Source organism: Sideroxyarcus sp. TK5, assembly GCF_054601595.1.
The window spans coordinates 308,872-328,883 of the sequence record NZ_BAAHSJ010000003.1; the positions used below are offsets into that span (position 1 = coordinate 308,872).

The window sequence follows — 20,012 nt, forward strand, 5'->3', positions numbered from 1 at the left end:
TATGAATACAGCCATCCTCGATATACAGAACTTCGGCAAGACCTTCCGTCTGCACGAGCGCGACATATCCATCCCGTCCGCCTCGCATGTGAACCTGAGCGTGTATCCGGGCAAGCTCACCGCGCTGATCGGACCTACCGGAGCGGGAAAATCCTCGGTGCTGAAGGGCGTGTACCGCACTTACCTGCCCAGCGCCGGGCGCATCCTGTTCCGAACCGCCGCAGGCGAGATCGTCGATCTGGCACAAGCGGACGAGCACCGCATATTGGAACTGCGCAAGACCGAGATCGGTTTCGTCACGCAGTTCCTGCATTGCCTGCCGCGCAAGTCAGCGCTGGATGTGGTGGCCGAACCGTTGTTCGCGCGCGGCGTCCCCGCCGAAGAGGCGCGCGGACACGCCGCCGACCTGCTGGCGCAACTGGCCGTTCCATCCCATCTGTGGAACGTGCCGCCCGCCACCTTCTCAGGCGGCGAGAAGCAGCGCGTGAACCTGGCGCGCGGCCTGATCGCAAAACCGCGCCTGCTGCTGCTGGACGAGCCGACCGCCAGTCTCGATCCCGCCACCACCGAGCGCGTGGTCGCGCACATCGAATCGTTGAAGGACACCGGCATCGCCATGCTCGCCATCTTCCACCACCCAGATCTGGTGCAGCGCCTGGCCGATGACGTCATCGAATTGTCACCCCCCATCACTATCGTGGAACCTGCAGAGGAAATCGCATGAATACCCATTTTTACCTGACCGGCGCGCAAGTCGTGCTGGAGAACGAAACCCTGTCAGATGCCGCCGTGCTGATCGCGGACGGCAACATCGTCGCCATCGATCCGGAAAGTCATGCAGGCGCACAGGAGATCGACTTGCGCGGCCACACCCTGATGCCGGGCATGATCGACCTGCATTGCGACGCGCTGGAGAAAGAAGCCGAGCCGCGTCCCGGCGTGCATTTCCCGTTCGACTTCGCCTGTGCACAGGCCGACAAACGCAACGCCGCCGCCGGCATCACCACCATCTATCACGCGCTGTCGTTCGCCAACGCCGAGCTGGGCGTGCGCAACAACGCCACGGCGGCCGAGCTGGCGCGTGCCGTGCATGCCTGGCAGGAACATGCGCTGGTCGACAACCGCGTGCATGCCCGTTACGAGATCACCGATCCGACCGCACCCGAGGTGTTGAACGAGCTGCTGGACAACGGCGAGATCCATCTGCTGTCGTTCATGGACCACACGCCGGGGCAGGGCCAGTTCAAGAACGTCGACGCTTATCGCAACTTCCTGTCACGCACCTACAAGAAGGACGCCGCCGAGTTCGAGGCATTGCTGGCAGCGAAGCTGGCGCAGGGTGAAAGTGCGACGGCGCGCATGGAGCAACTGGCCGGGCGCGCACGCGCCCTCGGCATCCCGCTCGCCAGCCACGACGATGACCAGCCGGAGAAGGTCGAGGTGGTGAAGGCGCTGGGCGTCACCGTCTCCGAATTCCCCATCAATCTGCCGACCGCACGCGCAGCCCGCAGTGCCGGCCTGTATACCCTGTTCGGCGCGCCCAACGTGGTGCGCGGGGGCTCGCAGTCCGGATCCATGCGCGCGCTGGATGCAGTGAAGGAAGGTGCGGCGGACTGCCTGTGCGGCGACTACTCCCCGGCGGCCTTGCTGCCGGCGGTGATGAAGTTGCCGGAACTGGCCGGGTTGCCGCTGCACGAGGCAGTCGCACTGGTCACCTGCAACCCGGCACGTGCTGTCGGCCTGAACGACCGCGGTTCCATCGTCGCAGGCAAGCGCGCCGACCTGCTTGCCGTGCGTTACCTCGGCGGGTTGCCACAAGTCTCGCGCGTGTGGTCGCAAGGCCTGCCGGTGATGACACTCACTTTCGACCACGGAGCCTGAGATGAGCGGCGTCCTGCTCTATGTGATCGGCGCATCAGGCAGCGGCAAGGACAGCCTGATACAGCACGCACGCTTCAAACTGGCGCAGGATGCAAACGTGGTGTTCGCGCACCGCTACATCACCCGTCCGGCGGATGCCGGCGGCGAGAACCATGTGGCGCTGAGCGAGGACGAGTTCGAATCGCGTGTGACACAGAAGCTGTTCCCGCTGCACTGGCACAGCCACGGTCTGCGCTACGGCATCGGCTGCGAGCTGAACCACTGGCTGGCGAAAGGCCTGACCGTGATCCTCAACGGCTCGCGCGCCTATCTGCATGAAGCCTCGCGCCGTTACCCGGAACTGGTGCCGGTGCTGATCGAAGTGTCGCCTGCCGTGTTGCGTGCGCGTTTGCAGGAACGAGGGCGCGAGAGCGCGACGGAGATCGAAAACAGGTTGCGGCGTGCTGGCGAGTTCGACACCCTGCAACACGGCAGACTGCTGCGTTTCCGCAACGATGACGCGCTGGAGAAGACCGGCCCCGAGTTCGTCGAACTGATCCGCAGTCACGAGAAGGTGACACTATGAGGCTGACCTTCCTCGGCACCGGCGCGGCCGGTGGTGTGCCGCTGTGGGGATGTGATTGTGCGGTATGCACCTTGGCGCGGGTGGACATCACCGCGCGCAGACAACCGAACTGCGCGCTGCTGGAAGCGGGCGGAACGCGCCTGCTGATCGACGCGGGCGTGATGGATGTGGCCGAGCGGTTCCCGCCGGGCGCACTGGATGCGGTGCTGGTCACGCATTTCCACGCCGACCATGTGCAGGGCCTGTTCCACTTGCGGTGGGGTAAGGGTGCATTGGATGTCTATGCCCCGCACGACAGCGAGGGCTGCGCCGATCTGTACAAATATCCCGGTCCCTTGCAGTTCACGCAACTCTCCAAGTTCGAGCAGATCGAGGTGGGTGAGGTACGCATCACGGCTGTGCCGCTGGTTCATTCCAAACCGACGCTGGGTTATTGCATCGAGCATGACGGCGCGCGGCTGGCCTATCTTTCCGATAGCCGTGAGCTGCCGCCCGCCACGCTGGAATTCCTGCAACGCTGGCAGCCGCACACCCTCTGTCTGGATTGCACCTTTCCGCCCGGAGCGCCCGAGCCGCGCAACCATTTCGATCTGTCGGAAGCCATCGCTATCGCGCAGAGCTTTTCGAACTGCGAGACGGTGCTGATGCACATCGGACACAAGCTAGATGCCTGGCTGCTGGATCGTCCCGAAGCATTGTCTTCCGGCATGACGCTGGCACGCGACGGCGAGACAGTGGTCTGCATCGGTACGCCATGACACCGTTGCTGGCTGTCGGGCTATCGGTGCTGTTGCATGTGTCGTGGAACCTCCTGACACGGCGCACGCACAGCGATGCAAATTTCCTGTGGTGGATCGTCGGCCTGCATGTGCTGACCTTCGCGCCGTTCGCGCTGCCTGCTTTCCTGCAGGCGGCGCAGACTTCGCCCGTGCTCTATCTGTGTGCCGCCATCAGCGGCATCGCCAACGGACTGTACTTCCTCGGCCTGCGCGCCGCCTATCACGCGGCACCGGCCAGCGCGGTCTATCCCATGGTGCGCAGTTCGCCCTTGCTGATTGCGGTGATCGAGACCTTGTTCTTCGCGCGCGACTTTCCCCTGCTGTCCTGGGTCGCCATCCTCGTCGCGGCGGGCGGTCTGTGGCTGATCGCCACCAGTTCGCACGACGGCGTGCGCCGCCTGAGCAAAGCCTGGCCGTATGCGCTGTTCGCCGCCACCATGACGCTGGTGTACAGCCTCAGCGACAAGGTGGCGGCGGGGCATCTGGACGGTCTGCATGTCGCGCTCGGTTATGTGTGCGTGAACTACGCCATCGGCTGGCTGTTCCTGTGCGGAGAACAGAAGCGCCGCACGCGACGCTGGGTGCCCTTGGTCACGCCGTCGAAACGATCCTTGCTGATCGGCACGCTGGGCGTGGGCACGGCCTACGCGCTGGTGATCTACGCCATGCGCTGGCTGCCCGCCGCTTACGCGGTGACGCTGACCAACGCAGGCATCGTGCTCACCGTGCTGCTGGGCATCGTGTGGCTGAAGGAACACGAAGGCTGGCAGCAGCGCGCTGCCGGTGCGGGGCTGGTGGTGTTGGGGCTGGTCGGCGTGGGCGTGCTGTCCGCCTGATCAGGCGGCCTTCGCCAGCTTGAACTGGCCCACCGTATCGAACAACACTTTGGAGGCGTCCGCCAGCGTCAGCATCTCGTTGCGCGCCTGTTCGAAGCTGACGGCGGTGTCGGCGCTGATGGTGGCGACGGAATCGATGTTGCGCCAGATGTGTTCGCCGCGGCGGACTGGTCTTCGGTGGCGCTGGCGATCTGGCGCATCATGTCCGACACGAGGTGCATGGAATCCTCGATCTGCTGCAGCAACTGCCCCATGCCCTCGCCGTGCTGCACGCCCTGAGCCACTTCATGCTTGGCGATGCCCATCGCTTTGCTGGCACCGTCGGTCTCGCGCTCGATCAGTTGCACCATCGCGTCTATGTCTGTGGTGGCGTTGCTGGTGCGCTCTGCCAGTTTGCGTACCTCGTCGGCGACCACCGCGAAACCGCGTCCCTGTTCGCCCGCGCGCGCCGCTTCGATGGCTGCGTTCAGCGCCAGCAGGTTGGTCTGGTCGGCGATGTCCTTGATGAGCGTGCTCACCGAGCCGATCTGCTTGATCGACTGGTGCAGCGCCTGCATGGTCTGCACCGAGGAGGCCACGGTCTGGTCGATCTGGTTCAGCGCGACGATGGTGGCGCGGCCGGTATCGCTGCCTGAGCGCACCAGTTCCAGCGTCTTGCTGGAAGCCGCCGCCGCGTTGTTCGCGTTGCTGGCGATGGTCTTGATGGTGCTGCCCATGCCTTCTATGGCGTCGCTCACCTGCGAGGCCTTGGCCGACTGTTCCTTGGCGTTGGCGGTGACCGAGTGTGCCATCCGGCTCACGCCGTGCGCGGTGCGCTGGGTCCGGTCGGCCGAGCTGTGCACCTCGTGCAGGATGGTCTGGAAACGCGCGATGAAGTTGTTGATGGTGTCGGCGAGATGGCTGATCTCGTCCTTGTTGTACACCGGCAGGCGGCGGCTCAGGTCGCCGTTATGCAGATGGGTGATCTCGCCGATGATGGCATCCAGCCGCTGGCGCAGGTGCCGGCCGAACATGGTCTGCGACACCAGCGTCAATATGCCCAGCATCACCATCGGTGCCAGCACGATCCACAGCAGGTCGTTCATGCCGCTGCTGATGTTCTGCGCCGAGGTCGCCTCGCGCGACTTGTTGGCCGCTACCAGCGTATCGATCTGTTGCACCATGGGCTGCAGATGCATGTCGTACATCGCATCCGGGATCTGCAGCGCATCCTCCGGGCTGGTCTCGGCGATCTTCATCGCGCCGCGGTAGCCCTTGCTGTATGCCGCCCAGCTGTCCGTCATCTCCTGCAGCTTGGCCTGCGCATCGGCATCGGTCATCAGTGCGCTTGCGCGCTGCATCGCCTCGGCGATGTCCGCATCCGCCTGTTTGAGTTGCTCGCCCGATTCCAGCAGGATGGGGTCGGCGCGGCTCGCGGCCAGCGCGGTCGCCTTGATCTCGATCAGGCTCTTGTCGATGGTCTGCAAGGCCTGGAAGCTGCGGAACTCCTGTCGCAGGTTGCTCAGGTTCAGCATCACGAACACGATCACCGCCAGCATGCCGAGCAGTGAAAGCCCGGTCATCAGTCGCAACTGGTGTTGCAGGGAGAGTGTCTTGAGTGGCGAGAACAGTGTCATGGGCGGGGACTCCGTGAGTGAGAATATAAGGAGAATCTTATTGATGGTTTGTTACGGCTCTATGACTGCTCCCTCGTTCAGCGCGTGGCGAGCTGTGTCGCTTGCCGGCACGCTCCGGCATGCGAACTGTCGTGCTCTTCGGCCAGACGGGCGATCTCGCCGAAGCGTTGTTCCAGATCGTGTTTGGCGAAATAGTCGATGACGAACAGGGGCAGCAAAGTGTCCGGCTCCCATCTGCCCTCGAAGCGCAGCGTGCTGCCGGACGGCTTCGGTTCGATCAGCCAATGACCGCTGAAGGCTTTCGAATCACCCGAGAGCTGGGTGAAGGCCAGCCTGGTATTGGGGTATTCGGTGAACTCCAGCACCGAATGCAGGTGGATGCGCATGAACAGCACACGTTCTTCAGCCGTGCGTTCCACCTTCACCCTGTTGTCCGACTCGCGGCGGGCACTGGAATGCAGGATGCCGGGCAGTCTGGTGGCGGACTCGTAATCGGTGAGATAAAGGAACGCCGCACATTGCGACAGCGAAGTGTCGAAGCGGGCGCTGAGATGATAGGTGCCGCCGTGTCTCTGCACTTCCACTTGCAGCGCGCTTTCCCCCGGCGAGGGGGCGGCGTTGGCGCTCAGGGCCAGCAGCAGTGCGAGGGCGATTGTCGGTGTGCGCTTCATGCCGCAGGTTTATAGACCTGCAGCATGAAAGCTGTGTGAAGGATGCAATACGGTTTGATGATGCCGGACGCAGCGGGGCCAAGTGGCCAGGCGTCGTCTTGATACATCCTTAACAGGATCGATCAAGAATACAAGACCCCTGAATGACCCATGCCACACGGCTTGGCGCATGGCCGTGGATCGAGCCACTCGCCCTGTGCCGTTGCCGCGCCACGAATATGCCCAGGAAGATAGCGATCGCATCCGGGAGCAAATGCTCCCGCTGCACGACATCCAGCTGTTGCACCTACATCACGCAAGCGATCAGGAAGCCCCGCACCCGGAGCGACTACCTGAACCTGTTGTGGCAGGTCTCCCATGAGCATGGTTCGGTCTTCAATGACAAGGAAGGCTGGTATCTGAAAGTCGAAGGGCGATGCGTGCATCTGCAGGCCGACGGGCGTTGCGGGATCTATGAACACCGTCCCGATGCCTGTCGCGAGCACAGCGACGAGTCATGCGAGTTCGACCTGGTGTTGGAAGACGAATTCAAACTGTTCTTCCCGAGCTATGAATCCCTGCTGGCGCACTGCAGGAAGAAGTTCAAGCATTGGGACGAAGCGCTACCGGTCAAAAAGAAGAAAAGGAGATCGAGGTCCGATTAAGGCCGGTGAGACGACGGCTCCGGCAGGAGCAATTGTTTTGCGTTGAGGAAGATGCGCTCAGACGAACAGGAAAGACAACCAGGCGATCAGCGCCCCCAGCGCCGCACCCGCCAGCACATCGCTGGGATAGTGCAAGCCGAGGATGGGGCGCGACAGGGCGACCATGGCGGAGAACGGCACCAGCAGCCAGAACAGGCCGGGGTAATAAGACAGCGCCACGATGCAGAACACGGTGGCGTGCAGCGTGTGGCCGGAGGGGAAGCTGAACTGGTCCAGCGTCTTGCCCACGCACTGGATGGCGGGGTAAACGTTGAAGGGGCGCGGGCGCAAGGTCTTGCCCTTGATGAGTTTGTACAGCAGCGTGCCGGTGCCGCCCGCGATCAGCATGTGCAACACGGCGGGCACCGCCTCGTAACCATCCTGCAGCAGGAAAGAGATCATCAGCACATACCAGAACACGCCGTCGCCCAGACGGCTGGCGAGGCGGAACAGGTTGCGCAGGGTGAAGCTGCGGCTCAGCCTGTTGCACGAGACGCACAACGCGACATCGAACTGCTTAATCTGTTGCAGCGGAGAGCTCAGGTTGGCCATGTTTCACTCCCTGTGAACGTACGGTGTCCAGCAGTACAGCTTCCATCTGACCCATGATGTGTTCCCAGGTCAGCGATTCCACGGTGTCGCGTGCAGTCTTGCCCAGTCGGCGCACGCGCGGCAGATCGTTCGCCAGCGTGCGTGCCTCGGCGATGAAGGCATCGCTGTCGGCATAGGTCGCCAGCAGACCGTTCACGTCATGCTTGATGTGCTGCTGCGCGGCGGCGTAGTTGTAGGCCAGTGTCGCCAGTCCGCTGGCCATCGCCTCGACGGTCACGTTGCCGTAGGTCTCGGTCAGGCTGGGGTAGAGGAAGATGTCGCCGGAAGCGTAATGGCGCGCCAGCGCCTCGCCGGTCTGCATACCCGCGAAGATCACATGCGGATGCTGCTTCTGCAGCTCGGCGCGCGCCGGGCCGTCGCCCACCATCACCAGACGCAGCAGCGGGTTGACCTTGCGCATCTGCTCGAAGGCCTGGATCACCACCTGCAGGTTCTTCTCCGGCGCGATGCGGCTCACCAGCATCACCACCGGCGTCTCATCGTCCGCGTTCCACGAAGCGCGCAGCTCCACATCGCGCTTGGCCGGATGGAACAACTCGGTATCCACCCCGCGCGACACCACCAGCACGTTCTGATACCCCTCGTGCTCCAGTTGCTGTTGCAGCGAAGCGGTGGGCACCAGCGTGCAGGCCGACTTGTTGTGGAAGTGGCGCAGGTAAGCCGCGATGGGCTTCTTCAACAGGCCGATGCCGTAGTGCTGCGTGTAATTGTGGAAGTTGGTGTGGAAGTCCGTGCTCACCGGGATCGCCAGCTTGCGCGCCGCCGATAACGCCGACCAGCCCAGCGGCCCCTCGGTCGCGATGTGCACCACGTCCGGCCGCTGCGCGCGCCACAACTTAAGCAACAGGTTCTTCGCGGGCAGGCCGGATTTCAATTCCGGGTAGCCGGGGATCGGCATGCCCGACACCAGCGTCTCCGCATAGCTGCCCTCGGCGGCCGGCGCATCCTGCTTGCCCTGACGCGGGCGGATCATGTGGATGCGATGCCCGCGCTTGAGCAGCCCGTGCACCATGCGGCCGATGGTGATCGCCACGCCGTTCACTTCCGGCACATAGGTTTCGGTAACCAGCGCGATACTCAGCGCTGGCGCGACATGAAGAGTTTCGTTAGGTGTATTCATGGCGCGCATCGTGGCGCGCGCGTGTGAATATTTGATTACGGGGGGTGAAGAGTTTGTGACGGGAAGGACTAGGGGCTGGTGTTCGGCCAATGCAGCCGTTACAGGGTCATTTGAATTACGGCAAGTTTGCGTTAGAAACCTGACATGCAAGGTGAAGGTAAGGGCTGCGCTAAAGCGCAGCCCAAGCGGTGAACTTGACCGTAGGTTAGCCATGGCCGCGCACTGCACGAAGACGCCTTTCTTCATCGATTGCCATTAGCTCTTTCCCTTTCGCAATCTGCTCTTCAGTGGGGTCCGGCAGCTCTTCAAACCAGCGTTCCCATCTAGCCGCCAGTGCATTCAACGAGATTTCATCTGTACGCCCTCGGTGAATGTGAGGTTTGATGAGGGCATAAAGTTCTGGGGCAAGTTCCTTCTTTTCCATCACGCGCTTAAATACCCACAGATGAACGTCGACAAGCTCAAGTCCCCCACTGTTTGCACTAGACGAAAACGAGATTGGAGTTTTCGGCATGCCGCTGAAATCGATTGCCGGAAGGCCTGGGCCGTTAACTCCCGGAACCCCGCTCATTGCAGCGAAGTATTCAGATAGAGACTTTTGGGCCTTGTTGAATTGGGACTGTTGGTCAACGATGATTGCGGATTCCTTCTTGCGTTGCTTTTTCAGACGAGAGGCAATGCCATGCATTACCGACTGAAAACCAATGATGTTTGGCATGACCTGTAGCCGATCTTTTTTGCTCTTGGTGTTGTAGTAGATCTTGGACGGATTATTCTCAGCCCATGTGAGGACATCGGAGATAAGCTGCTGGGATCGAGCATCGGGTATTTCTCCTACTCGGGAACGCAAATCTACGCAGACGGACACAAGTGCAGCTTCCGCTTTTGCATCATCGATTTCAATCCGTGCCTCCCATGCGCGTTTGGCAATATCCTCGTCGAATATTGACGCCAATTTAAGCAGCAGTACATAGCGCATCGGCGTCCAGTAACCCGACCAAGTAATAGCGGGGTTATTCCCATGGTCAAAGACTTGGTCAAAAAAGCAAATGATCGCGTGATCCGGCTTTGCAACCCGATATAGGTCAAATCGAAAATCGAGTCGTCGTTGGAGTGCAACGAGTCCTTCGATCAAGGGGACTAAACCACCGTTGCCAAGTTCATTTGCATGAAGGCGTGGCATCTGCGCCTGACGCCTTAGCTTCTGAAGATGTTCCTCGGCCAAAACGTCGATGTTGACCTGACCGGAAAGAACGCCGTAGTACAGCATTGGCTGATCGGGGTCGAATAGGTTTGGGCCGGTGTGACCGCTCTCATCAATGTAGAAGTACAAGAAGCGTCCTCGGTAATGTGATGGCTAACGTAAAAGTGAGGGGCGCCGCGCTTTTGCGGCGTCCCTCTCAACTGACGGGTTAGCGCTCATAGCCAGCCAAGCCATTTGACTATGCCAGCTGCTATTACTGTGGCAACGATGCCGCCAACCCAAGCCACTACTTTTATTGAAGGATCCCAACGTCCAGCCTTGAAACCTGGATGCCCCTTAATGAAAGTATGGGTGAGGTCTTCTCCGGCCTCAGCGATGTCTTGAGGTTCATAGCCGCCGCCTACGCTTACGATGAAAACACTTGAACTTGAGTTATTGAGCCGATCGATGCTTTCGCGGTCTTTGCGGTTGATTTCGTCTCGCTCAACCTCATTCTTGCGTTCAGTCCGAATTATTTGAACCGAGCGCAAGTCATTTGGTGAAATCAGATCATTGCCAGAAAAGAAGGAAGTGCCTTTCTCATAGGGTTTGACGAAACGCTCACTCAGGTCTTCAAAAGTGAGATCCGTGAACAATTCGCGGAATTTTACTTCCGTTCCGACTTTGGCGATGACGTGATGGTAGGGCATGTTTTTAAGCGCTAACGTAAAAGTGAGGGGAGCGACGCCGATAGGCGGAGCGTCCCTCTCGACTGCCGGGTTGGGCAGCGGGTTACCAATACGACTCCCGTTTATCAGTTCGGTAGGTGTTGGTGGTTCCTTCGAGCAGATGCGGATGTACGTGGAGATAATCCCATGCGAAGTCGCTAATGTTATGCGCGAACCCTTCAAGAACATTACCGAGAGAGGCAGATTGGAAAATGATGCCATCGGCTTTGAGTCCTTGAACGACGCCATCTTCAATGCGAAGCATATTGGCTCGCGTATTCTCGGCAAGGTAAAAGCGGAGAATTTGCTTTTCATCTTCGGTCAGACTATGGAGTCTATCGGTTATGCGCCTATAGAGATTTCGCCGTCTTCGCCATTTTTTTATAAGGTCGATTACATCGGCGGCAACAGAGACGATAAAAAGCGACACGGTGACAACAAGGGTAAGGCCGAGAACCGCCCGATTATTTTGTGCAAACTCCGCAACGCCGATTTGTTCAAGGAACTGGCGACTTGGAAAAAGAAGGATAGCAGCCATAACTCCGAGCGCTATGAGATAACGTGGCGCGAGCTTCAGGAACTCAAGAAACGTCTTTGCGATTTCGGCGGTGATCATCTTAAGCTGCCCAACAGTTATTAGACGGACGCACCGGCCCGTATTATTGTTAATAATACGGCGCACTTATTTTCGATAACCAATTGAATCATTAGAAGGCCCTCCATTTTGTCTGTCCGTCTATGCATAAATAGTAAGGACGAGCAAAGCTTAGGCCGCAGTGAACAGCAAAGCAATATGCCAAAAGGTATAGATTGACCTCTATATTTATTGATCGGCCGCTATTTAGACCAAAGCTGAAGCAATTGAGAGACCCGCCGACTGTCCGCTTCGGCCGATGAACAGTCAATTCGCAAACTCGGGCTGGCCTGGAGTTAACAGGGCGGCATCGAATTTACTTTCACCGAACCATAGTTGTAGTCAGCAATCGCCATCGATTCAACTTATGATGCGCAGACCATGTCTGCTATCCGATCCGTTTCTACATTGCTCGTGTTGGCACTTTTGCCTGCGTTGAGTCGCGCCGCTCCCTGCAAGCCCCAACTCGAAGGTGCCTTCTGGGCGGAGAAGGATCTTCGCATCGCGGGGATAGACGCGGCCTACACGGTTTGCCCGCACTGGTTCAGCGGGCTGCGCGTGGGGGCTTCGTATTTCGCGGATGAGAAGTTCAAATATTCGGGCGTGACCGGTTCGCTGCGCCTGCAGGCGGGCGAGACGCTGTCGCCGTTCGCGGGGTTCGGCATGTTGCTGGGCATGACCAGCCATGAAGTCGATGCCACGAAAGACAAGCTCGACAACAACCGCAACGGCCAGGTCGACGAGCCGGGCGAGACCTACCTGAAGCATGATTTCAGTGCGGTGTTGTATCCGGAGGTGGGCATCGCCTGGTACACGCGGTATATCGGCATCACGCTCTCCGCACGGCGTTATTACAGCTCCACCTTCTCCGGCAACGTCATCTACAGCATCGGTTTCAGTACGCCGCTGAAGTGAGCCGCAGTCTGCTCATGCGTCTTCTGCTTCACCCTCGGTTTTACCGCAACACTTCTTGTACTTCCTTCCGCTGCCGCATGGGCAGGGTGCGTTGCGGCTGATCTTTTGTCCGCTCTTTTCGGGTGCTTTGCCGTGGAGGCGTTCTTCTGCAGCGCGGCGATGCGGCGCCCAGAATTTGTAGATGGCGGCGACGCTGGCGGGGATGGTCTGCGATAGCGCTTCGCGCTGGGCGGGCGTTTCGATGAGGGCTTCTTCTTCCTCGCTGATGTCCGGCGAGCCGAGCAGGTAGATGGGGCGCAGCACTTCTGCGCCGTGGCGCGCCTCGAACAGTTTCTGCCAGTATTTGCGCTGCATCTCGATGCCGGTCATGTAGCCGTGCGCCCACATCTCGCCGTCCATGTATTCGTGCTCGTCGCCTTCGTACACGTTCATGTCGAAGATGGGTTCGAAACTTTCCAGTTCCTGCGCCAGATTCTCCGCGATGGCGTTCATGTGGCGCGTGAGCAGGTCGGCGATGGCATCCTCTTCGTCCTTGCTGGCGAAGGTCGGCGCATCGGCTGCGGTCGGCCCCCATACCCGTGCCATCCACACTTTCGGTGCCGGCGTGGCCGGGCCGGAGGCGAGGGCGGTGAGGAAGCCGTCGAGCTGGTCGAGCATCATCACTTCGCTGCTGGTGGCGTCGGACATGAGGAAGGCGTCGAGCGCTTCCATCTCCTGTTCGGAGAGCGAAGCTTTGGCGGGGCTGGGTTCTTGTGCGGACATGGTGTTCAGTCGTAATCGATGTCCTGCTCGCTGCCGATGTAATGGTCTTGCAGTTCGGCGAGCACGGTCTTGGGTTTGCTGCGGCCCAGCATCTTCTTCACGATGGTGTCGCGCAGTCTTTCCATGCGGTCGCGCAGCAGGGGCTGGTATTCGGTCGGGATCTTTTTCAGGAAGGCGTTCCAGACGGCATCGACATCTGGCTTGGACTCGCGTACCTGAGAAATGAGCTGTTCCAGATCGCGCTGTGCGGTGCGGGCGACGATGCGTCCGCTGCCGTTGAGCGCGAACAGCACGGCTACGGTGATGACGGCGTTGGCGTCCATCTCGGAATCGCGCACCAGTCCGCCTGCATTGTTCTTGCGCAGCCATTTGCCGCAAGCGATGACCTGCTGATTGCGCTGGCGGTCTTCCAGTTCGCTGCGGAACACGGCATCGCCCTTCCAGTCGGACGATGCGTCGGCACTGCAGATCTCCATGAACACGGCCTTCAGGTTGCGCTGTTGCACGAAGGGGTCGTTGTCGAAATCGGAGACGAAGGTGGTGTAGGGCAGGGCGGACAGTTGTTTGATGTGGCGGAAGCCCATCTGGAACACGTGTTCCGCGCCGTGCTGCAGCAGGAAGGAGAGCTTGGCATCACTGCTGTCGGCGATGTCCGCCTGGCTGATCGCCAGCGACAGGCAGCCGATGGTGAGACGGTAGGCTTCCTGCAGGCCTTCGGCGGTGCGGTCGTTGGTGAACTTCTTGGCGACGAGCTGGGTGATGCCGCACAGTTCGTCGAACAGGATGTCGGCGGCCTGTTTGTCCGCGCGCTGGCCGAGCGCTTGCAGCGCTTGCACCAGCTGCGGCGTGTGGGCGGTGTAATGGGCAAGCGTCATCAGGAGAAGATGTCCTCGCCCAGGCTGGGACGGACACCCGGCTTGGCCGGCGCGGCCTTGGTGGGCACCTGTTTGCGCAGACGCAGCAGCAGTTCCTTGGTGCTGCGCCCCATGGCGAATTCGCTCTCGCGCATCTCTTCGTCGCCGTGGTCTTCTTCTTCCCACTCTTCGGAATGCGAGTGCAGTTCGTTCTCGCCGGGCTTCCAGTCGGGGAAGATCTCGAACAGCACGCGGTCCCAGGCTTCCTCGTTGGTGCGCGCGATCTCCAGCGCCAGCGGGATCACGTCGTGGTCGGAGGTGGTGTGGCTGCTGCGGTGCGCGCCGAGGTTGTGGATGTCGTTGGCGATCTCGATGATCTCTTCGGCGGCGGTGGAGAACAGCACGGCGAAGGCGGTGGTGCCCCAGTCGGTGGCGAGGGCGGCATTCAGCAGCTCGGCGCGGCGCTCTTCATCGTCGGTGGCATACAGCATGCCGTGGATGTGCGAGAAGAGCGATTCGGCCAGCACCTCCGGCTCGTCCTCGATCCAGTCCTCGTCCCAGGTGGCGGCGAAGTAGGCCAGGCTCTCGGCCCAGGCCTTGGGCGGGATGAGCATGGTGGCCAGCGACAGCTTGCCGCCGTCGAAGGACGACAGGTGCAGCGAGGCGACCTGCGGTTCCAGCGCGTTCAGCACTTCGACCACGGCCAGGTCACCGAACTGCTCGGCGGTGTCGTTGATGACTTCTTCCGCGTGCTCCGGCGAGCCGGAGACCACCAGTGCGGTGACCTGCTCGCGGATGGCAGGCAGCTGGGGGTTATCTGTCATCGTCGCCTCCGCGTGTGTCGAACAGGTGCTCGATGTTCTCGCCGTGCATGGATTCGTTCTCGTCTTCGTCCTCGTCGTTCTGCTTGTCTTCTTCTTCCAGCAGGGCGTCGAGCGAGGTGTCCTCTTCCTTGCCGCCCTTGGCCTTCTTGAACAGGAAGGCGGTGATGACCGCCTTGCGTGCCAGCTCGGGATCGGCGGCGAACACGGTGGCCAGCGCATCGCCGGAAGTGGCGGTGGTGGTGGAGACCATCTTCATCACTTTGGCGGCATCGCCGTCGTCGTATTCGGCCGCCTCGGCGATCAGGCCGTCCTCGTTGCCGAACACCAGGTGGTCGGCCAGCGCGAAGCTCAGCATGTTCACATCGTCGAGGCCCGTGCCCTTGGCGTATTCGCCGAGCAGCGATTCGACCACGCGCGTATAACGCTTGCGGTCGGGCGGCTCGCCCATCGTGTCGCTGACCTGGAAGCCGAGTTCGCGGGTCTGGTAGAGGAATTCCTGGTGGATCTTTTTCATGATGGTCTTCTGTAAATGGTTAACGGGTGCGGTGCGGCAGTTCGATGCCGCAGCGGTCGAACAGCGAACGCCACAGGCTCTGCGCTTCGTGCGCCGGGTCGATGACGATGCGGTTGTGCTTGCTGTAGTCGTACTCGGCCCGCTTCTGCGGATCGGACAGCAGTTCGTACGCCTTCTTGATCGCGTCGAATCTGCGTTCGGCGCTGGCGTCGGGGTTGCGGTCCGGGTGATGGCGCATGGCAAGTGCGCGGTATGCCTTCTTGATGTCGTCGGTCGAAGCGGTCGGCGAGACGCCAAGGATGTCGTATGGGTTTTCCAATGAGGCCTCCTGCAAGGCGCGCGATTTTACCAAGTTCCATCGCGGACTGTTGGGGTTCCATGCGCTGGCAACGGGCTCCCGATTTTCGGGATGGGCGGTGTCGCTTGGCAGGTGACGGGCCGGGGGGGGGCAGTGACATGTGGCATCACATGCGAACACATAGGTGACTGAAACATAAATGAAACAGGCATGCAACATGCTGGGCATAGAGTCATGCGCATGAACCATATGACTACCACCAGGCTTCCGCACGCACAGGCGCGCAAAGAGGCGCTGGTCACCTTGCTGGGCGAACTGGAGCTGATACGCATCAGTTTGCTCGATATCGAGATGACCTCCTCCGAACGCTGGTATGCCTTGCCGCCTGCCCGGCACGAGAGTGCCAGGAACCTGCTCCATTACATCGCCTTGCGCAGGCATGACCTGCGCGGCCTGCAAGTGCGTTTGAGCCGGCTTGGATTGTCGTCGCTCGGCCGTTCGGAGCCGCATGTGATGGCGAGCATCGATGCGGTTCTGGCACTGCTGTACAAGTTGTCCAGCGATGTCTGGCACGAGTGGCAGCATGCCGCGATCGATGGGGCGTTCGAGCGGGGGCGGCAGTTGCTGCAGCAGCGCACACACGCATTGTTGGGTCCGGTGCAGAACGGGCGCGAAGCCCGGATCATGGTGACGATGCCGAGGGAGGCCGCACGCGACGGGCGGCTGGTGCATGATCTGCTCGCGCAGGGTATGGATTGCATGCGCATCAATTGTGCGCATGATTCGCCTGCCGAGTGGGAGGCGATGATCGGGCACCTGCGGCGCGCGGAGGCCGCTCTGGAGAAGTCCTGCCGCATCCTGATGGATCTGCCGGGGCCGAAGTTGCGTACCGGACACCTGGAGCCGGGGCCTGAAGTGTTGCGCATCCATCCGGGCCGTGATGTGTTCGGCCATGTGATCGCCCCGGTGCGCATATGGCTGCGGGATGAGAATTCGGAGGCCGAGGTGCCGGAAGAGGCCGACGTCAGCCTGTCGGTGAGCGGCACTTGGCTGGCGCGACTGGCGGCCGGTGATAGCATCTGCCTGGTCGATACGGCGGACCGCGACCGTTGCTTCCATGTGCTTTCTGTGACGCCGGATGGCGTCTGGGCACAGTGTTCGCAGACCACGTTCGTCAAGTCCGGAACGGTGCTTGAGCACCGGAGCACGACGCTGGATACACGCGACGGCTTCGAGACCGAGATCAGGAACATCCCGCCGATCGAGGGCGCGCTGCTGCTGCACGTGGGGGACAGGCTGCTGATACGCGCCGATCAGAACGCGGGCAAGCAGCCGACCTTCGACGAGGAAGGCAAGGTCGTCTCGCCGGCCGAGATCGGTTGCACGCTGCCCGAGGTGTTCGGGTATGTGGCGGTCGGCGAACCGGTCTGGCTGGATGACGGCAAGATCGGTGCCGTCATCGAGGAGAAGCGCGGCGACGGATTGCTGCTGCGCATCACCAGCGCACGGGCGAAAGGTGTCAGGCTGCGCTGCGACAAGGGGATCAACTTCCCTGACAGCCGCCTGCATCTGCCGGCGCTGAGCACACTGGACAAGGACTATCTGCGTTTCGTCGCCGCCCATGCGGACATCGTTGCGCTCTCGTTCGCCAATTGCGAGGAGGATGTGCGCGAACTGCTGGGCGAGATGCATGCGCTCGGCGCGAAGCAGTTGGGGGTCGTGCTCAAGATCGAGACGCGGCGCGGTTTCGAGAACCTGCCCGGCATGTTGCTGGAGGCGATGCAGGCATCGTCATGCGGTGTGATGATCGCGCGCGGGGATCTTGCGGTGGAGGTCGGCTATCAGCGTATGGCGGAGATACAGGAAGAGATCCTGTGGACCTGCGAGGCGGCGCACGTGCCGGTGATCTGGGCGACGCAGGTGCTGGAGACGCTGGTGCGTGACGGCATCCCCACCAGGGCCGAGATCACCGATGCGGCGATGGCACAGCGGGCGGAATGCATCATGCTGAACAAGGGGCCGCACATCCTGAAGGCGCTGTCCTATCTGGACGACATCATGCGGCGCATGGCCACGCATCAGGACAAGAAACGGCCGACGATGCGGGAGTTGAAGCTGGCGAGCGTGTTCGACCTTTCGGCGGGCTAGGATCGGACCGGACGGCGTTGCGCCGTCCATCCGGCTGACAAGTGCTTCGATTACTTCTTGTCCTTCTGGTCTGTCTTCCTTCGGTTGCCCTTTGCCTCGATCTTGGTGTTGAGCTCCTGCATGTTCTTGCGCCACTCGTCCAGTTGCTCGTCCTCCAGTTCGAGCTGTATGGCCAGCGCTTCTTCGCGGGACAATTTCTCGTTGTGCAGGCGCTTGGGTAATTTCCCGCTCATGCGGGAGAGCAGGCGTTCTGCCTCTTCTTTGCTCAGGGCGCGCGCTTGCTCTTCGTATTCAGGTTTGCTCATTTTTCCCATTATGTATTTCCTCCAGTGATGATTCAGCCCAATAACACCAGGGCCCAAACGACAACTACATTGATCAGACTCACCAGCACGGCGGAACTGCCGATGTCTTTCGCGCGTTTGGCGAGGTCGTGGTTCTCCAGCGAGATGCGGTCCACGGTGGCTTCGACCGCGGAGTTGAGCAGCTCGACGATGATGACCAGCAGCACACTGCCGATCATCAGCGCCTTGGCGATCATCGTCACCGGCATCCACAGCGCGAGCGGGACGAGGATGAGGGCGAGCCACACTTCCTGGCGGAAGGCATCTTCATGTTTGTAGGCGGCGCGGAAGCCGGCGAGCGAGTAGCCGAAGGCGTTCCACAGGCGAACCAGACCAGTCTTGCCTTTGTAGGGACTTTCCAATTGTTGCTCCTGAAGCGTTGTCATAATGGGGCCGATAACTATACACAAAAAAGAACGCGCACCAGACTGCGTGCGCGCAAGGGAGGAGAGATCATGTCGCGTGATTAAGCCGCCTTCTTCAGGAAGTGTTTGGCGTAGCGCGCGTTCATGCGCGACACCGGCATCAGGATGAACAGGTCGGCACAGTTGAAGTCGGGGTCCCAAGCCGGTTCGCCTGCGATGTAGGCACCGAGGCGCAGGTAGCCCTTGATCAGCGGCGGGATGGTGACTTCCAGATCCTGCTGCAGCGATTCGAGCGGCAGGCGGCAGTGCGGGAACACGGTGTATTCACTCGGTGCGGCATGCAGCTTGTGCACCTTGTTGTACACGCTGGCGGCGTAGTGGCCGCCGTCGGCCATGCTGATGCTGGCGCAGCCGATCAGGTATTCGTGGTTATGCTTGCCGATGTAGTCCGCGAGACCGCTCCACAACTGGGTGATGGTCGCGCCATCGCGGTAGTCGGGGTGCACGCAGGAGCGGCCGACTTCCACCATGCGGTCGCGCAGGTTCTCCAGACGTGACAGGTCGAACTCGGTCTCGGAGTAGTAGCCGCCCGCGTTCACCGCCTGTTCTGGCGGCAGGATGCGGTAAGTGCCGACGACCTTGTCGTTGCCGTGGTCGCGCACCAGCAGGTGGTCGCAGTATTCGTCGAAGCGGTCGATGTCCAGGCCGAGCTCGGCGCTGGGCAGGTTGGCGCCCATCTCTTCGCCGAACACCTTGAAGCGGATACGCTGTGCTTCGGCGATCTCGGCCACTGTACGCGCCATGTTGAACGTGAGGCGGCGCTGGGCTTCCTGTTTCTGCTGCTGACGGATCAGATCCAACATCGTCGTGCTCCTAAGTTGTCGATGGGAGCAGATTAGTGTCCGAATGTTGCGGGTGAGTTAACGCAATATGAAGCTTGTGTGACTCGGCCTGCTGCAGTGCGGCAGAGATGGATCCATGCGCACACTGCGCCAGCTCGCGGCGCTCGAATGCAGCGGCGTGCAGCGCCGGTGCGGGCAGCACGTGCACATGCAGCACAGGGGTGTTGAGCAGCGTCCACAGCGATGTGCCGAAGGAGATGTCGTCGAAGTAGGCGGCGGCGGTGCTGCGTTCGCCGTCATCGTTTTCATAGCGGATGGCGACGGGATGCAGCGGCACTTGCGCGTCGATGGCGGGCTGCAGCAACGAGGCGTGGAAATGCGCGACCTGTGCGCCGTCGGTGCTGGTTCCTTCCGGGAACACGGCGAGACATTCGCCCTGCCGCATCAGCGCGCCGAGCTGCCGGTTGATGCGCGCTGCCGCGCGCGCGTTGCCGCGTTCGATGAACAGGGTGTTCGCGCGCGCGCACAGCCAGCCGATGGCGGGCCAGCGCCGCACCTCGGATTTGGCGACGAAGCGCATCGGCACGACACTGTTCAGCACGAAGATGTCCAGCCAGGAGATGTGGTTGCTGACGATGAGGCCACGCTGCATGCCGTGCCGACCCGGCGCGGACAGTCTCACGTTGAAGATGGCGAGCAGGTCGGCGGACCAGCGTTGCAGGATGCGGCGACGCATGGCGGTGGAGAGGCGGGGATAGATCACGGCCATGAGCAGGCCGTAGGCTATGTGCAGCGCGAGGCGGAGCGCCCGCCACAGGGCGATGGTCTTTCGCAGCAT

24 protein-coding genes are annotated in these 20,012 nt (G+C 61.1%); 8 read left to right on the forward strand and 16 right to left on the reverse strand.

From position 1 onward, the window contains the following. The first annotated feature begins 1 nt into the window (after position 1). Genes phnL through ACYPYQ_RS07375 form a run of 5 tightly spaced genes read left to right on the forward strand, consistent with a single transcriptional unit; the run spans position 2 to position 4,061 of the window. Complete coding sequence (phnL, locus tag ACYPYQ_RS07355; protein ID WP_459722132.1) at positions 2–724, forward strand: phosphonate C-P lyase system protein PhnL; 723 nt, start codon at positions 2–4, stop codon at positions 722–724. Then, complete coding sequence (locus ACYPYQ_RS07360; RefSeq protein WP_459722136.1) at positions 721–1,881, forward strand: alpha-D-ribose 1-methylphosphonate 5-triphosphate diphosphatase; 1,161 nt, start codon at positions 721–723, stop codon at positions 1,879–1,881. Before phnL ends, ACYPYQ_RS07360 begins: the two co-directional genes overlap by 4 nt. Before the next feature lies 1 nt (position 1,882). Continuing rightward, complete coding sequence (gene phnN, locus ACYPYQ_RS07365) at positions 1,883–2,446, forward strand: phosphonate metabolism protein/1,5-bisphosphokinase (PRPP-forming) PhnN (protein WP_459722138.1); 564 nt, start codon at positions 1,883–1,885, stop codon at positions 2,444–2,446. After that, positions 2,443–3,204, forward strand: a complete 762-nt coding sequence (gene phnP, locus ACYPYQ_RS07370) for a phosphonate metabolism protein PhnP (protein ID WP_459722142.1) — start codon at positions 2,443–2,445, stop codon at positions 3,202–3,204. Before phnN ends, phnP begins: the two co-directional genes overlap by 4 nt. Then, on the forward strand, positions 3,201–4,061 hold the full coding sequence (locus ACYPYQ_RS07375) for an EamA family transporter (RefSeq protein WP_459722144.1): 861 nt from the start codon (positions 3,201–3,203) through the stop codon (positions 4,059–4,061). The genes phnP and ACYPYQ_RS07375 overlap by 4 nt, the downstream gene beginning before the upstream one ends. Before the next feature lie 68 nt (positions 4,062–4,129). Here the strand turns inward: ACYPYQ_RS07375 and ACYPYQ_RS07380 are convergent, their stop codons facing one another. Beyond that, the gene (locus ACYPYQ_RS07380; protein ID WP_459722147.1) at positions 4,130–5,677 is read right to left on the reverse strand and encodes a methyl-accepting chemotaxis protein; all 1,548 of its coding nucleotides are present in this window, start codon (positions 5,675–5,677) and stop codon (positions 4,130–4,132) included. Between the two features lie 77 nt (positions 5,678–5,754). Beyond that, positions 5,755–6,348, reverse strand: a complete 594-nt coding sequence (locus tag ACYPYQ_RS07385; protein WP_459722149.1) for an SRPBCC family protein — start codon at positions 6,346–6,348, stop codon at positions 5,755–5,757. 143 nt (positions 6,349–6,491) lie between these two features. On the opposite strand from ACYPYQ_RS07385, the gene ACYPYQ_RS07390 reads away from it, so the two are divergent. Then, complete coding sequence (locus tag ACYPYQ_RS07390) at positions 6,492–6,992, forward strand: YkgJ family cysteine cluster protein (protein WP_459722153.1); 501 nt, start codon at positions 6,492–6,494, stop codon at positions 6,990–6,992. Between the two features lie 57 nt (positions 6,993–7,049). Here ACYPYQ_RS07390 and ACYPYQ_RS07395 read toward each other — a convergent pair whose 3' ends face one another. The 5 genes from ACYPYQ_RS07395 to ACYPYQ_RS07415 all read right to left on the reverse strand — a co-directional run bounded on the left by ACYPYQ_RS07395 (position 7,050) and on the right by ACYPYQ_RS07415 (position 11,290). Continuing rightward, positions 7,050–7,583 (reverse strand): phosphatase PAP2 family protein, encoded by a 534-nt coding sequence (locus tag ACYPYQ_RS07395; protein ID WP_459722156.1) that lies wholly within the window; start codon positions 7,581–7,583, stop codon positions 7,050–7,052. Then, positions 7,549–8,763, reverse strand: coding sequence for a glycosyltransferase family 4 protein (locus ACYPYQ_RS07400; RefSeq protein ID WP_459722159.1), 1,215 nt, complete (start codon positions 8,761–8,763; stop codon positions 7,549–7,551). Before ACYPYQ_RS07400 ends, ACYPYQ_RS07395 begins: the two co-directional genes overlap by 35 nt. 205 nt (positions 8,764–8,968) lie before the next feature. Further along, positions 8,969–10,096, reverse strand: a complete 1,128-nt coding sequence (locus ACYPYQ_RS07405) for a DUF3800 domain-containing protein (RefSeq protein WP_459722162.1) — start codon at positions 10,094–10,096, stop codon at positions 8,969–8,971. 86 nt (positions 10,097–10,182) lie between these two features. After that, positions 10,183–10,656 carry a hypothetical protein gene (locus ACYPYQ_RS07410; RefSeq protein WP_459722164.1) on the reverse strand — a complete coding sequence of 158 codons (474 nt, stop codon included), beginning with the start codon at positions 10,654–10,656 and terminating at the stop codon, positions 10,183–10,185. 82 nt (positions 10,657–10,738) lie between these two features. Further along, complete coding sequence (locus tag ACYPYQ_RS07415) at positions 10,739–11,290, reverse strand: superinfection exclusion B family protein (RefSeq protein WP_459722168.1); 552 nt, start codon at positions 11,288–11,290, stop codon at positions 10,739–10,741. Between the two features lie 399 nt (positions 11,291–11,689). Between ACYPYQ_RS07415 and ACYPYQ_RS07420 the strand changes: the two genes are divergently transcribed. Then, positions 11,690–12,223 carry a hypothetical protein gene (locus ACYPYQ_RS07420; protein ID WP_459722172.1) on the forward strand — a complete coding sequence of 178 codons (534 nt, stop codon included), beginning with the start codon at positions 11,690–11,692 and terminating at the stop codon, positions 12,221–12,223. A gap of 12 nt (positions 12,224–12,235) precedes the next feature. On the opposite strand, the gene ACYPYQ_RS07425 is transcribed toward ACYPYQ_RS07420, so the two are convergent. Genes ACYPYQ_RS07425 through ACYPYQ_RS07445 form a run of 5 tightly spaced genes read right to left on the reverse strand, consistent with a single transcriptional unit; the run spans position 12,236 to position 15,496 of the window. Continuing rightward, complete coding sequence (locus ACYPYQ_RS07425; protein ID WP_459722175.1) at positions 12,236–12,985, reverse strand: UPF0149 family protein; 750 nt, start codon at positions 12,983–12,985, stop codon at positions 12,236–12,238. Between the two features lie 5 nt (positions 12,986–12,990). Further along, a complete protein-coding gene (locus tag ACYPYQ_RS07430; RefSeq protein ID WP_459722179.1) occupies positions 12,991–13,860 on the reverse strand; it encodes a hypothetical protein in 870 nt (289 codons plus the stop codon). Further along, positions 13,860–14,663, reverse strand: coding sequence for a hypothetical protein (locus tag ACYPYQ_RS07435; RefSeq protein WP_459722181.1), 804 nt, complete (start codon positions 14,661–14,663; stop codon positions 13,860–13,862). The genes ACYPYQ_RS07430 and ACYPYQ_RS07435 overlap by 1 nt, the downstream gene beginning before the upstream one ends. Next, entirely contained in the window at positions 14,653–15,177 is a 525-nt protein-coding gene (locus ACYPYQ_RS07440) for a hypothetical protein (RefSeq protein ID WP_459722184.1), read from the reverse strand. The genes ACYPYQ_RS07435 and ACYPYQ_RS07440 overlap by 11 nt, the downstream gene beginning before the upstream one ends. Positions 15,178–15,196: 19 nt before the next feature. Then, entirely contained in the window at positions 15,197–15,496 is a 300-nt protein-coding gene (locus ACYPYQ_RS07445) for a DnaJ domain-containing protein (protein ID WP_459722187.1), read from the reverse strand. 219 nt (positions 15,497–15,715) lie between these two features. Between ACYPYQ_RS07445 and ACYPYQ_RS07450 the strand changes: the two genes are divergently transcribed. Then, positions 15,716–17,623, forward strand: coding sequence for a pyruvate kinase (locus ACYPYQ_RS07450; RefSeq protein ID WP_459722189.1), 1,908 nt, complete (start codon positions 15,716–15,718; stop codon positions 17,621–17,623). Between the two features lie 50 nt (positions 17,624–17,673). Here the strand turns inward: ACYPYQ_RS07450 and ACYPYQ_RS07455 are convergent, their stop codons facing one another. The 4 genes from ACYPYQ_RS07455 to ACYPYQ_RS07470 form a co-directional block, all read right to left on the reverse strand. Beyond that, positions 17,674–17,928, reverse strand: coding sequence for a hypothetical protein (locus ACYPYQ_RS07455; RefSeq protein ID WP_459722193.1), 255 nt, complete (start codon positions 17,926–17,928; stop codon positions 17,674–17,676). Positions 17,929–17,960: 32 nt separating this feature from the next. Next, the gene (locus ACYPYQ_RS07460) at positions 17,961–18,329 is read right to left on the reverse strand and encodes a diacylglycerol kinase (protein WP_459722197.1); all 369 of its coding nucleotides are present in this window, start codon (positions 18,327–18,329) and stop codon (positions 17,961–17,963) included. A 104-nt stretch (positions 18,330–18,433) separates the two neighbouring features. Continuing rightward, positions 18,434–19,195, reverse strand: coding sequence for a GNAT family N-acetyltransferase (locus ACYPYQ_RS07465; RefSeq protein WP_459722201.1), 762 nt, complete (start codon positions 19,193–19,195; stop codon positions 18,434–18,436). Between the two features lie 10 nt (positions 19,196–19,205). Continuing rightward, positions 19,206–20,012: a lysophospholipid acyltransferase family protein gene (locus tag ACYPYQ_RS07470; RefSeq protein ID WP_459722207.1), complete on the reverse strand. Its 807-nt coding sequence runs from the start codon at positions 20,010–20,012 to the stop codon at positions 19,206–19,208.

What these genes read in the sequence shown, in the direction of transcription:
- phnL (WP_459722132.1), top strand. Translation starts at nt 2, where the DNA reads ATGAATACAGCCATCCTCGATATACAGAACTTCGGCAAGACCTTCCGT.
- ACYPYQ_RS07360 (WP_459722136.1), top strand. Translation starts at nt 721, where the DNA reads ATGAATACCCATTTTTACCTGACCGGCGCGCAAGTCGTGCTGGAGAAC.
- phnN (WP_459722138.1), top strand. Translation starts at nt 1,883, where the DNA reads ATGAGCGGCGTCCTGCTCTATGTGATCGGCGCATCAGGCAGCGGCAAG.
- phnP (WP_459722142.1), top strand. Translation starts at nt 2,443, where the DNA reads ATGAGGCTGACCTTCCTCGGCACCGGCGCGGCCGGTGGTGTGCCGCTG.
- ACYPYQ_RS07375 (WP_459722144.1), top strand. Translation starts at nt 3,201, where the DNA reads ATGACACCGTTGCTGGCTGTCGGGCTATCGGTGCTGTTGCATGTGTCG.
- ACYPYQ_RS07380 (WP_459722147.1), bottom strand. Translation starts at nt 5,677, where the DNA reads ATGACACTGTTCTCGCCACTCAAGACACTCTCCCTGCAACACCAGTTG.
- ACYPYQ_RS07385 (WP_459722149.1), bottom strand. Translation starts at nt 6,348, where the DNA reads ATGAAGCGCACACCGACAATCGCCCTCGCACTGCTGCTGGCCCTGAGC.
- ACYPYQ_RS07390 (WP_459722153.1), top strand. Translation starts at nt 6,492, where the DNA reads ATGACCCATGCCACACGGCTTGGCGCATGGCCGTGGATCGAGCCACTC.
- ACYPYQ_RS07395 (WP_459722156.1), bottom strand. Translation starts at nt 7,583, where the DNA reads ATGGCCAACCTGAGCTCTCCGCTGCAACAGATTAAGCAGTTCGATGTC.
- ACYPYQ_RS07400 (WP_459722159.1), bottom strand. Translation starts at nt 8,763, where the DNA reads ATGAATACACCTAACGAAACTCTTCATGTCGCGCCAGCGCTGAGTATC.
- ACYPYQ_RS07410 (WP_459722164.1), bottom strand. Translation starts at nt 10,656, where the DNA reads ATGCCCTACCATCACGTCATCGCCAAAGTCGGAACGGAAGTAAAATTC.
- ACYPYQ_RS07415 (WP_459722168.1), bottom strand. Translation starts at nt 11,290, where the DNA reads ATGATCACCGCCGAAATCGCAAAGACGTTTCTTGAGTTCCTGAAGCTC.
- ACYPYQ_RS07420 (WP_459722172.1), top strand. Translation starts at nt 11,690, where the DNA reads ATGTCTGCTATCCGATCCGTTTCTACATTGCTCGTGTTGGCACTTTTG.
- ACYPYQ_RS07425 (WP_459722175.1), bottom strand. Translation starts at nt 12,985, where the DNA reads ATGTCCGCACAAGAACCCAGCCCCGCCAAAGCTTCGCTCTCCGAACAG.
- ACYPYQ_RS07430 (WP_459722179.1), bottom strand. Translation starts at nt 13,860, where the DNA reads ATGACGCTTGCCCATTACACCGCCCACACGCCGCAGCTGGTGCAAGCG.
- ACYPYQ_RS07435 (WP_459722181.1), bottom strand. Translation starts at nt 14,663, where the DNA reads ATGACAGATAACCCCCAGCTGCCTGCCATCCGCGAGCAGGTCACCGCA.
- ACYPYQ_RS07440 (WP_459722184.1), bottom strand. Translation starts at nt 15,177, where the DNA reads ATGAAAAAGATCCACCAGGAATTCCTCTACCAGACCCGCGAACTCGGC.
- ACYPYQ_RS07450 (WP_459722189.1), top strand. Translation starts at nt 15,716, where the DNA reads ATGAACCATATGACTACCACCAGGCTTCCGCACGCACAGGCGCGCAAA.
- ACYPYQ_RS07455 (WP_459722193.1), bottom strand. Translation starts at nt 17,928, where the DNA reads ATGAGCAAACCTGAATACGAAGAGCAAGCGCGCGCCCTGAGCAAAGAA.
- ACYPYQ_RS07465 (WP_459722201.1), bottom strand. Translation starts at nt 19,195, where the DNA reads ATGTTGGATCTGATCCGTCAGCAGCAGAAACAGGAAGCCCAGCGCCGC.
- ACYPYQ_RS07470 (WP_459722207.1), bottom strand. Translation starts at nt 20,012, where the DNA reads ATGCTGCGAAAGACCATCGCCCTGTGGCGGGCGCTCCGCCTCGCGCTG.